The sequence below is a fragment of the Acidovorax sp. LjRoot38 genome, assembly GCF_964252975.1.
Classification (GTDB): Bacteria; Pseudomonadota; Gammaproteobacteria; order Burkholderiales; family Burkholderiaceae_C; genus Acidovorax; species Acidovorax facilis.
Genome location: NZ_CAXUPT020000011.1, coordinates 34,169 through 45,179, shown reverse-complemented (window position 1 = coordinate 45,179; position 11,011 = coordinate 34,169). Strand labels below are relative to the sequence as shown.

Annotated in this window: 11 protein-coding genes and 1 other RNA gene; 9 read left to right on the top strand and 3 right to left on the bottom strand. The window is 64.8% G+C overall.

Translation table 11 applies throughout. The features are described 5' to 3' along the window. Positions 1–5: 5 nt before the first annotated feature. The gene (locus tag ACSQ22_RS18915; protein ID WP_436131277.1) at positions 6–1,337 is read left to right on the top strand and encodes a TIGR03862 family flavoprotein; all 1,332 of its coding nucleotides are present in this window, start codon (positions 6–8) and stop codon (positions 1,335–1,337) included. A 117-nt stretch (positions 1,338–1,454) separates the two neighbouring features. Here ACSQ22_RS18915 and ffs read toward each other — a convergent pair. Further along, positions 1,455–1,551, bottom strand: an RNA gene (ffs, locus tag ACSQ22_RS18910) — signal recognition particle sRNA small type. Positions 1,552–1,649: 98 nt separating this feature from the next. On the opposite strand from ffs, the gene dnaX reads away from it, so the two are divergent. From dnaX to ACSQ22_RS18880, 6 genes are all read left to right on the top strand, one after another. Next, on the top strand, positions 1,650–3,644 hold the full coding sequence (dnaX, locus tag ACSQ22_RS18905; RefSeq protein WP_436131227.1) for a DNA polymerase III subunit gamma/tau: 1,995 nt from the start codon (positions 1,650–1,652) through the stop codon (positions 3,642–3,644). A 230-nt stretch (positions 3,645–3,874) separates the two neighbouring features. After that, positions 3,875–4,207: a YbaB/EbfC family nucleoid-associated protein gene (locus ACSQ22_RS18900; protein ID WP_055398201.1), complete on the top strand. Its 333-nt coding sequence runs from the start codon at positions 3,875–3,877 to the stop codon at positions 4,205–4,207. Between the two features lie 249 nt (positions 4,208–4,456). Beyond that, a complete protein-coding gene (recR, locus tag ACSQ22_RS18895) occupies positions 4,457–5,047 on the top strand; it encodes a recombination mediator RecR (protein WP_121505989.1) in 591 nt (196 codons plus the stop codon). 102 nt (positions 5,048–5,149) lie between these two features. Then, complete coding sequence (locus tag ACSQ22_RS18890) at positions 5,150–5,575, top strand: MAPEG family protein (RefSeq protein ID WP_121420522.1); 426 nt, start codon at positions 5,150–5,152, stop codon at positions 5,573–5,575. A 188-nt stretch (positions 5,576–5,763) separates the two neighbouring features. Then, the gene (locus tag ACSQ22_RS18885; RefSeq protein ID WP_436131226.1) at positions 5,764–6,819 is read left to right on the top strand and encodes an ABC transporter substrate-binding protein; all 1,056 of its coding nucleotides are present in this window, start codon (positions 5,764–5,766) and stop codon (positions 6,817–6,819) included. A 201-nt stretch (positions 6,820–7,020) separates the two neighbouring features. Then, a complete protein-coding gene (locus ACSQ22_RS18880; protein WP_436131225.1) occupies positions 7,021–7,173 on the top strand; it encodes a DUF3096 domain-containing protein in 153 nt (50 codons plus the stop codon). A gap of 51 nt (positions 7,174–7,224) precedes the next feature. Here the strand turns inward: ACSQ22_RS18880 and ACSQ22_RS18875 are convergent, their stop codons facing one another. Beyond that, positions 7,225–8,745 (bottom strand): transglycosylase SLT domain-containing protein, encoded by a 1,521-nt coding sequence (locus ACSQ22_RS18875; RefSeq protein ID WP_431149618.1) that lies wholly within the window; start codon positions 8,743–8,745, stop codon positions 7,225–7,227. Next, positions 8,742–9,518 (bottom strand): hydroxyacylglutathione hydrolase, encoded by a 777-nt coding sequence (gloB, locus tag ACSQ22_RS18870; protein ID WP_436131224.1) that lies wholly within the window; start codon positions 9,516–9,518, stop codon positions 8,742–8,744. The genes ACSQ22_RS18875 and gloB overlap by 4 nt, the downstream gene beginning before the upstream one ends. Here gloB and ACSQ22_RS18865 point away from each other — a divergent pair. Together ACSQ22_RS18865 and rnhA are read left to right on the top strand one after the other, a co-directional pair. Further along, the gene (locus ACSQ22_RS18865) at positions 9,517–10,386 is read left to right on the top strand and encodes a class I SAM-dependent methyltransferase (protein ID WP_233559237.1); all 870 of its coding nucleotides are present in this window, start codon (positions 9,517–9,519) and stop codon (positions 10,384–10,386) included. The genes gloB and ACSQ22_RS18865 overlap by 2 nt on opposite strands. Beyond that, positions 10,383–10,832, top strand: a complete 450-nt coding sequence (rnhA, locus tag ACSQ22_RS18860) for a ribonuclease HI (protein WP_055398194.1) — start codon at positions 10,383–10,385, stop codon at positions 10,830–10,832. Before ACSQ22_RS18865 ends, rnhA begins: the two co-directional genes overlap by 4 nt. Positions 10,833–11,011: the final 179 nt, after the last annotated feature.

Genomic DNA, 11,011 nt, shown 5'->3' with positions numbered 1-11,011 from the left:
CAGCCCTGCCTGCGGGGACTTTGCCGTGCGATGTGGTCATCATCGGCGGTGGCCCGGCGGGCCTGATGGCGGCCGAGGTGCTGGCCCAGGCGGGGGTGGCTGTTCATCTGTTCGACGCGATGCCTTCGGTGGGGCGCAAGTTTCTGCTGGCGGGCAAGGGCGGGCTCAACCTCACACATTCCGAGCCCCATGCTCCGTTTGTCAGCCGCTATGCAGAGCGCCAGCCTCAGGTCGAACCTTTGCTGCAGGAATTTGGCGGGCCCGAGCTGCGCGCCTGGGCGCAAGGCCTGGGCGTAGAGACCTTTGTGGGCACCTCCGGCCGTGTGTTCCCCGCTGACATGAAGGCCGCGCCCTTGCTGCGCGCCTGGTTGCAGCGCCTGCGCGGGCAGGGCGTGGTGTTCCACATGCGACACCGCTGGCTGGGCTGGTCGGACGATGGTGCCCTGCGTTTTGCAGCCCCTGCGGGCGAGGTGGCAGTGGCCGCCAGGTCGGTGGTGTTGGCGCTGGGCGGTGGCAGCTGGGCACGCCTGGGGTCGGATGGTGCCTGGGTGCCGCTGCTGGCGCAGCGCGGTGTGGCTGTGGCGCCGCTGCGGCCCTCCAACTGTGGTTTTGACGTGCTGCGCGCCGATGCGCCGGCGGGTGAGACGCGCCGCGCGTTCTTGCAGGAGCTGATCGGCCGCACCCCCGTTCCCGCTGTGGGCTGGACGCCCCATTTTGTCGAGCGTTTTGCAGGCCAGCCCTTCAAGACGGTGGCGCTGGCTTTCACCGACAGCCAGGGCCGCACGTTCAGCCGCAGAGGTGAATTCGTGGCCACAGCGACAGGCGTCGAGGGCAGCCTGGTCTACGCCGCGTCGCACCTGCTGCGCGATGAGATCGAGGCCCACGGCCATGCCACTTTTCATCTGGATTTGCTGCCCGACCACACGCCGGAACGCGTGCTGGTGGAAGTGCGCCATCCACGCGGATCACGTTCATTGTCCAGCCACCTCAAGAGCCGTCTGGGGCTCGATGGCATCAAGGCGGGCATCCTGTATGAACACCTGGGCAAGGACGGCATGAACGACCCGGTGGCTCTGGCACACGCCATCAAGGCACTGCCCATCACGGTCGTGGCCACACGGCCCATCGACGAAGCCATCAGCACCGCGGGTGGTGTGGCTTTTGAGGCGCTGGACACGCACCTCATGGCCCATGCCTTACCGGGCGTGTTCTGCGCGGGCGAAATGCTCGATTGGGAGGCGCCCACCGGGGGCTATCTGCTCACGGCCAGCTTGGCCAGTGGCCGCGTGGCGGGGTTGGGCGCGCTGCACTGGCTGCGCCAAGCTGCCGGAACTTGAAAACGCTGAACGAAAGGTGCTTGCGCCTGAGGCGAAGGGCCTGGCCTTGCCAGGCAAGGGGACATCGCGAAGAATGTCGCCGCTGGGAGGGGGCTGCGCGACAGCGCAAAAAAAGAAGTTGACGAGCCTTACCCCCGGCACTGACTCCACAGTTAGGGCTGCTTGGTTCCCCACCTGACCCGGTTGGCCGCTTCACCATGCGAGGAGGCCCGTCACCGTCGATTGTACGACGGATGCGGATGCACTTTTCTGAACAGCCCCGCTGCCGTGGGCGCTGGAAGGACACTCGGCACAGCCCGTAGAATCTGCCGGATGTCCTACCTCGTGCTCGCCCGCAAGTACCGTCCCCGCAATTTCACCGAAATGGTGGGGCAGGAGCATGTGGTGCAGGCCCTCACCAATGCGCTCAACACACAGCGCCTGCACCATGCCTACCTGTTCACAGGCACGCGGGGTGTGGGCAAGACGACGGTGTCGCGCATTCTGGCCAAATCGCTCAACTGCCAGGGGCCCGACGGTCAGGGCGGCATCACCGCCACACCCTGCGGCGTGTGCTCGGCCTGTACGGATATCGACAGTGGTCGCTTCCCGGATTACACCGAGCTGGATGCTGCATCGAACCGGGGTGTGGATGAGGTGCAGAGCCTGCTGGAGCAGGCGGTCTACAAGCCAGTGCAGGGCCGCTTCAAGGTCTTCATGATCGACGAAGTGCACATGCTCACGAATACGGCGTTCAACGCCATGCTCAAGACGCTGGAAGAGCCTCCTGAATACCTCAAGTTCGTGCTGGCCACGACCGACCCGCAGAAGGTGCCGGTGACGGTGCTGAGCCGCTGTCTGCAGTTCAACCTGCGGCCCATGGCGCCCGAGACGGTCCTGAGCCACCTCACGCAGGTGCTGGCGTCGGAAAACGTATCGTCCGAGCCCCAGGCCCTGCGCCTGCTGTCGCGCGCCGCGCGGGGCTCCATGCGCGATGCACTGTCGCTCACCGACCAGGCCATCGCTTTTGGCAGCGGCCAGTTGCAGGAAGCCGCCGTGCGCCAGATGCTGGGCGCGGTGGACCGCTCCTACGTGTTTCGCCTCATCGGCGCGTTGGCCGAGGGCGACGGCAAGACCGTGGTGGAAACCTCGGACACGCTGCGTCTCAATGGCCTGTCGGCCGCCTCCACGCTCGAAGAAATGAGCGCCGTGCTGCAGCGTATGGCGGTGTTCCAGGCCGTGCCCCAGATGGCAGGCGCCGTGGATGCCGACGACCCCGAGGCCGCAGAAACGGCCCGCCTGGCCGCGCTGATGCCTGCTGACGAAACCCAGCTGCTCTACAGTTTGTGCCTGCACGGGCGCGGTGAACTGGGTCTGGCGCCCGATGAGTACGCGGCACTGACCATGGTGCTGCTGCGCTTGCTGGCGTTCAAGCCTGTAAGCGGTGTTGGCGAATCGGCTGAAAAAAAAACTCTGACGCGGGCTGAAGCGGCGTCTTCCAGCCCACCAGCAGCGGTTTCGGCCGCTCCCGCAGCGGCAGCCGTGGCGGTGCCAGCCCCCGTGGCGCGAACGGCGCCGACGCCCGCGCCTGCTCCCCAGGTGCCACCAGCGGTGCCTCCCGCAGCGCCTGCAGCAGGTGCCTCGCCAGCATTGCCACCGGAGATTTCTGCAGAACCCGCCGAATCCGTGGACTCTGCGGAGCCACCACCCTGGCCAGGCTCGGAAGAGCCGGGTGCTGCATCACCTGCAAACTCCGCCGCCACGGCACTGCCGGTGCGTACGCCCGAGAGATTTGGGCAAAATCAGCGTCCAGCGCAACCTCAGCAAGCGCAAGGCGCTCCTGAATATGTAGCAATCCCGGTGCGTGAATCGCCCGAACCAGGGGAGCGTCTGCAACCGTTGCCGCTTTCTGCGCCCACGCCCGTCTCTGCGCGCTACACGCCCACCGAGGAGGGCGATGTCTGGCATGCCACCGTGCAGCAGATGGTGGCGGCAGAATCGATTACCGCCCTGGTGCGCGAACTGGCCCTGCAGTCGCAACTGGTGGCGCGCGACGGAGGCCACTGGCTGCTGCGTGTGGAGCGTGAGTCGCTGAACCAGCCTACTGCACGCGAGCGCCTGCGCGCCGCGCTGGAGGCTGCGGGCCATGCCACCCAGATCAGTGTGGAGGTGGGCCACGTCATCGACAGCCCCGCCCGCCGCAATGCCGCTGCCGCGGCCGAGCGCCAGCGCCGTGCTGAGGAGATTGTGAACAACGACCCCTATGTGCAGTCGCTGGTGCGCGACTATGGCGCGAGAATCGTGCCGGGCAGCATCAAGCCTGCGTGAGATGAAGCGCCCCCTGAGTCGCCTGCGGCGCCTTCCCCCTCTCTCGCTTCGCGGGAGGGGGACGCACTCGGTGGCTTGGCAAAGCCAGCTCCACGAGTGCACTGGATTGGCGTGTGCCAGTTTCGAGGGCCGCTGACATTGCACAGCACAATACCGTGCATCTCGGATACCGAATCTCTCTCCCTTCGTGGGAATCGATCAACCAGAAAGAAAGCAAAGGAAACCACACCATGTTCAACAAAGGACAACTTGCAGGCCTCATGAAGCAAGCCCAGGCGATGCAGGACAACCTCAAGAAGGCGCAGGACGAGCTGGCCTTCATCGAGGTGGAGGGTGAATCGGGCGCGGGCCTGGTGAAAGTGGTGATGACGTGCAAGCACGACGTCAAGCGCATCACCATCGACCCGAGCCTGCTGGCCGAAGACAAGGACATGCTGGAAGACCTCGTTGCGGCGGCGTTCAATGCTGCGGTGCGCAAGGCGGAAGAGACTTCTTCGGAGAAGATGGGCAAGCTCACCCAAGGCATGCCAGGCCTCCCCGGCGGCATGAAATTCCCTTTCTGAGGGTTGGCTACCGAGCGGGCGATCTGCGTCGTTGGGCGGTGCTCGGAATCCTCACGTACAGGAAGTACGTTCCGGTTCCTGTGCTCCGTCCGCCTAGCAGCTCATCCCGCTCGCTACGCCCTTGAGGGTGGGGTGTGAAGGCAGAGGGCGAGCACCTGTTTGTCTTCCCTACATCCGTTTGGGCTGAGCTTGTCGAAGCCTGGCTCCGCCGCTCCCTACAACGTCACGCGCATCGCATCTAGTCTGTCCATGTCCACCACCAACTCCCTCGACGTTCTGATCCAGGCGCTGCGCCGCTTGCCGGGGGTGGGGGTGAAGTCTGCGCAGCGCATGGCGTTTCATTTGCTGCAGCATGATCGGGAGGGGGCGCTGGCCTTGTCGCGGGCGCTCGGCGATGCGGTGGGCACCGTGCACCATTGCGCGCGCTGCCACACGTTCACCGAGGCCGAGGTGTGCAGTACCTGCCTGGACCCTGAGCGCGATGCGACGCGGCTGTGCGTGGTCGAGACACCGGCCGATCAGTCGGCGCTGGAGCGCACGGGGGCATTCAAGGGGCTTTACTTTGTGCTGATGGGGCGGCTGAGCCCCCTCGATGGCATTGGCCCCAAGGAAATTGGCCTGCAAAAGCTCATGGACCGGGCCACCGACGGCACCGTGCAGGAGGTCATTTTGGCGACCAACTTCAATGCCGAAGGAGAGGCCACGGCCCATGTGATCAGCGAGGCGCTCAGGAGCCGGGGGCTGCACGTGACACGGCTCGCGCGCGGCGTGCCCGTGGGCAGCGAGCTGGAGTACGTGGACCTGGGCACGATTGCGCATGCGCTGGTGGATCGTCGCTAAGTGTTTGTTCGCGAAACTTGTGCCTGCGGCGGCTAGAATACTCACAATTTAATAGCTGCTAGCGCTTGTGTATCAAGCGCTAGAGCCAAAAAAGGCTTAAAAATGAATACCACCATGCATGTCGCACGGTTCACAGTGGCCTACTGGTGCGTGCTGATCGCAGCCCTGCTTCCCATGGGCTGCGCCTGGCTGGCCAAGAGTGGCAGCTTCGGCAAGTCGCGCAAGGACGGTGGCTTTGACAACCGTGACCCCCGCGCCTGGATGGCTCGGCAGACCGACTGGCGGGCCCGCGCCAATGCGGCGCAGGCCAACAGTTTCGAAGGCTTGCCGTTCTTCATCGGTGCCGTGATCATCGCGCACCTGCTCGGGGCGGGGCAGACGTTGCTGGACATGTTGGCGCTGCTGTACGTCATGCTGCGCATCTTCTACATCATGATGTACGTGTCCGACATGCCCACCGTGCGCAGTGTGGTCTGGGCCGCAGCGTTTTTGGTCAATATCGGCATCCTGTTCGTCGGCTACCGCTGATCTTTGCCAGCCCGGCCTTTGAAGAAAGGCTGGCGCCACTCTTTCGGGGGCTGCCTGTCGGGCTCCAGTTTCTTTTAACCCTGGTACGTAGAAACCCGCAGGGATTCCCCCTGATGCGGGTTTGTGGGCTCTGGGGCACGATTGTTGCAATGCAGCATTGCTGCTTCCACTGATTCTCACGGATTTCCATGACCCGCCCATTGCTCACCCGCCGCGCCTTTGGCGCCGTCACCGCCCTGTCGGCGGCCGGGGTGTTTGCGCCTGCCATTGTGCGGGCGCAGGCAGAGGGGGCAGCAGCGCTGGGCAACGTCACCATTGCCGTGGGCGGACAGGGCGTGCTCTACCACCTGCCGCTGGCGCTGGCCGACCAGCTGGGCTACTTCAAGGCGGAAGGTCTGGACGTGACGGTGCGTGATTTTTCGGCCGGCGCCCTGGCCCTGCAGGCGGTGCAGGAGGGTGGGGCCGATGTCTGTGCCGGAGCCTTCGAGCACACCATCCGGCAGCAGGTGCGTGGCCAGTCCTACCGCTCGCTGGTGGTGATGGGGCGTGCGCCTCAACTGGCGCTGGGGGTTTCGCAACGCTCGCTGCCTGCGTACAAGGATCTGGCGGATCTGCAGGGACGGCGCATTGGCGTGTCATCGGTGGGGTCATCTACGCACTTGGCGGCCAGCGTGGTGCTGGCCCGAGCGGGCATGGGGCCGCGTGACGTGGCGTTTGTGGGCGTGGGCTCTGGCATGGCCGCGATGAATGCGCTGCGTTCCGGACAGGTGCATGCGCTGTGCCATGCCGACCCGATCATGACGCTGCTGGAGCAAAAGGCAGACACACGCATTGCGGGCGACATGCGCTCACTCAAGGCCGCGCAGGAGATGTTTGGCGGCGCCCTGCCAGCCAGCTGTCTTTATGCGCCGCAGCCCTTCCTGCAAAAACATGCCGCCCAGGCCCAGGCACTGGCCAACGGCATCGTGCATGCCCTCAAATGGCTGCAGACCGCTGCCCCGGCAGACCTTGTCAAGGCGGTGCCTCCGGGCTACCTGATGGGAGACCGGGGGCTTTACCTGGCGGCCTTCAGCCGGGTGCGCGAGACCTATTCGACCCACGGGATGATGCCCGATGATGGCGCAGCCACGGCCTTGCGCGTGCTCTCGCGCGTGCACCCCGAGTTGGCGGATTTCAAGGTGGAGCTGGCACGCACCTACACCAACGATTTCGTGCGCAAGGCGCGGCAGAAATTCAACGTCTGAGCTCGCGCACCGGATACTCGCTGGGCCACTTTGGGGGTGACCGCAGGGGAGCAGTGGCAGTGCAGGACCCAGATTGATCAGTGGATGCCGCGCACTGTCGCAATGCGTCGGCATCCGGGTCGGGAAGATGGCTTACATTCGTCGGCGTTCGGTTTGCCGTAGCCTCGGCCTACCAGTCATCTACCTCACCAGGATTGCTCCATGTCTTTTACCCTCAGCATCGGCCCGCTTGTCTCTTTGATCGCGGGCATTCTCATCCTCGTCATGCCCCGTCTGCTCAGCACCATCGTGGCGCTGTACCTCATCATCATGGGCATTCTGGGGCTGCTGGGCATGCACTCGCTGAAGGTCTGAGGCGCCTGGTGACGCCTTCTTGCGCGTTGCCCGCGGCGTTTCAATGGCGTTTTAGCGGCGCTTGACCTTGGAGGGGGTTCCCCCTCGGCGTACAGGCGCAGCAGCCGAGCGCTTATCAGATCCGGAGCGGGCCACCGTGCCACGGGCCTGCGTGGCCTGTCGCACGGGCAGGTACACGACCACCTGCTCGCCCAGCTTGAAGGCCGCACTGGCGCGCACGTCGTTCCAGTCGGCCACGCTGGCAGCGCTGAGCTTGTAGCGCCGGGCAATGCTGGCCACGGTTTCACCCTTGCGGGCTCGCACCGTGGTGCGGCGGGTCACGATCTCTGGCGAGAAAGCGACCTGGCCGTTGTCTGCCAGGTGCGAAGAGACGTCCTGCCGGATGGCGGATGAACGCGGGACCATCAACGCCGAGCCTGCCTTGATCAGCATGCGGGGAGGAATGTTGTTGATGCTGCGCAGGTCGTTCTCGCTCATGCCTGCCCGCTGGGCGGCTTCGGAGACCGTCATGGTGGAGGGCACGGACCACACGGTCCAGCTTGCATACTGGCCCTCGCGGCGCGCTTCAAGGTTGCGCTGGAACACCTTGGCGTTGTCCCAGGGCAGCAGGATTTGTGGCGTACCGGCAGCCAGAATGACAGGCTTGTTGAACGACGGGTTCAGCGCGCGGAAATCTTCCTCGCGAATGCCTGCCAGCGTGGCCACCAGCGCAACGTCGATGTCATGGGTGATGTCCACCGTCTGGAAATAGGGGTGGTTTTCGATGAGGGGCAGCTCGGTGCGGAAGGCCTCGGGGTTGGCTACGATGTTCTTCACGGCCTGCAGCTTGGGCACATACATGCGGGTTTCGGCCGGCATGTTCAGGTCGGTGTAGCTGGTGCCCAGTCCCTGCTTCTGGTTGCGGGCAATGGCCCGGCCTACGCTGCCTTCGCCCCAGTTGTAGGCGGCCAGGGCCAGGTGCCAGTCGCCAAACATGCCGTAGAGCTTTTGCAGGTAGTCGAGTGCAGCGCGCGTGGAGGCGAGCACATCGCGGCGGTCGTCGCGGAAGGCGTTCTGCTTGAGGTCGAAATAGTTGCCGGTGGCGGGCATGAACTGCCACATGCCGGCCGCCTTGGCGCTGGACACAGCCTGCGGGTTGAACGCGCTTTCGATGTAGGGCAGCAGCGCCAGCTCGGTGGGCATGCCGCGTCGCTCCAGCTCTTCAACGATATGGAAAAGGTACTTGCTGGAGCGCTCGGTCATGCGCTGCATGTAGTCGGGTCGCGTGGCGTACCACTGCTCGCGGTCCTGCACCAGTTCGTGCTGCAGGTCTGGCATGGCAAAGCCTCGGCGGATGCGGTCCCACAGGTCGGCGGGGGCCGAGAGCGATGCGACCTCGCCGCTGGAGGCCTGCGCGGCGGTGATGGGCCTGAGCGGGCCGTTGGGGATGACGGGAGTGTGTGCGGTCCGGGGTGGTGCACCGGTGGGTGTGGAGGGTGCGCTGTCAGCCGCGCTGTCCTGCGAAGGCCCGGTGGTGGCGCAGCCCGTGAGCCAGAGCGCGCACGCCAGGCAGGCGATGTGCAAAATTTTCATCGAAACTCGTTTTTCCATTGACGCAGTGCGGCCAGTACCGCCACGGCATCGTCTTGATTCACCTTTGCGTCGTAGGCATGGGCCGCCTGGGCCACTGCAGGCTGTCGCACGCGCAGGAAGGGGTTGATGTCTTGCTCCAGGGCCATGCGCGACGGCAGTGTGGGCTGGTGGCGGGCCCGCAGTGCTTCGCACTGGCTGCTGTAGTGGAGCAAGGCCGCATTGCCGGGTTCCACGGCCCGCGCAAATTTCAGGTTGGAGAGGGTGTACTCATGGGTGCAGCATACGCGGGTGTTGCCGGGCAACGCCGCCAGCTGGTCCAGGGAGTTCAGCATTTGGGCGGGCGTGCCTTCAAACAGCCGGCCACAGCCGCCCGAAAAAAGCGTGTCGCCGCAGAACAGCAGGGGCTCCCCGTCGATGTCGGGGCAGTAGTAGGCAATGTGGCCAGCGGTATGGCCGGGCACATCCATGACTTCGAACCGAAGCCCCATGGCTTCCACAGCATCACCGTGCGCCAGGCGGTGCAGCGGCTCGGGGATTTTCTCGCGTGCGGGGCCGTAGACCACGGCGCCGGTGGCGCTGCGCACGGCATCCACACCGCCGACATGATCGGCATGGTGGTGCGTGACTAGAATGGCCTTCAACTGCACACCAAGGTGCTGCAGGGCCTGCAGCACAGGCGCGGAATCTCCCGGGTCCACAACGATCGCTTGGCGGCCGTCGTGCAGCATCCAGATGTAGTTGTCGGTAAAGGCGGGCAGCGGCAGCAAGTTCATGAGCGATCAAATTATAGGTTTGCACCACTGGTTCGATTCCCCGCCGGGCCGGTACCTGCTGGCGTGGGAGCAGGCGCGCTTCGATGAGGCGGTGGCCGATATCTTTGGCTACCATAGCCTGCAGCTTGGAATGCCCTTGCTGGATGGCCTTCGCACCAACCGCATGCCGCACCAATGGCTGGCGCTGGGGCAGGAGGCGGTGCGGGGTTCCATCGCCTTTCTAGAGACCGGTAATGGCGATGCCCCCCTGCAACGCCGCGCGGTGGATCTGCTGACAGAGCCCGTGGCCTTGCCGTTTGCGGCAGCGAGCCTGGATCTGCTGGTGTTGCCCCATACCCTGGAGTTGAGCATTGACCCCCACGCCGCCCTGCGTGAAGTGGAGCGCGTGCTCGTGCCCGAGGGCCGGGTGGTCATCAGCGGGCTGAACCCGACCAGCCTGTGGGGGCTGCGCCAGTGGCGTGCCCGCATGATCCAGCGTCTGGGCGGGGGCACTCTATACCTGCCGGATGTGGGCGAGTTCATTGGCTACCGGCGCTTGCGCGACTGGCTCAGGCTTTTGAGTTTTGAGGTCGAGTCGGCCCAGTTTGGCTGTTATCGTCCGGCGGTGCGCAGCACCCAGTGGCTGGAGCGTTTTGGCTTCATGGACCCGTTGGGCGAGCGGTGGTGGCCCATTTTTGGCGCGGCCTATTTTCTGGTGGCGGTCAAGCGGGTTCACGGCATGCGTTTGCTGGAGCCCGCCTGGCGGTCCAGCCGACAGCGTGCCGCCTCCACAGTGCCCATTGCCAACCGGGCAGGCCCGGCGGGTGCAACGGGCAGCACCTCGCGCATATTCACAGACAGCGACGACAGAGACAGGAACACAGTTTGAACCAGGTAGAGATATACACAGATGGCGCCTGCAAGGGCAACCCCGGCCCTGGGGGATGGGGTGCATGGTTGCGTTCGGGATCGACAGAAAAAGAGCTTTTTGGGGGTGAGCTGGGCACCACCAACAACCGCATGGAGCTGATGGCCGTGATCGAGGCGCTGTCGGCCTTGAAGCGCCCCTGCGCCGTGACGCTGTACCTCGACAGCGAATATGTACGCAAGGGCATCACCGAGTGGATTCACGGCTGGAAGGCCAAGGGATGGCGCACGGCCTCCAAGCAGCCGGTCAAGAACGTGGAGCTGTGGCAGCGGCTGGACGCGCTGGTGAGCACGGCTGGCCACCGTATCGAATGGCGCTGGGTGAAAGGGCATTCGGGCGATCCAGGCAACGAGCGGGCCGATGCACTGGCCAACCGGGGTGTCGAAAAAGCCCTGGGGCGTGGGTGACGGTGGGTGTCTATCGGTGCGCAGCGTCTGTGCACCACGGCATCAGAAGCCCCCTCCGGGGCTTTTTTTGTCTCTGCAGCATGTAAAGCCTGCGTAAATCTGCCGCAATTGCCCTTGTGGGTATGCCAAGGATTGCTGCAGCGCAAGACACGCACTGATACATTGTTTGGCTGCCTTCC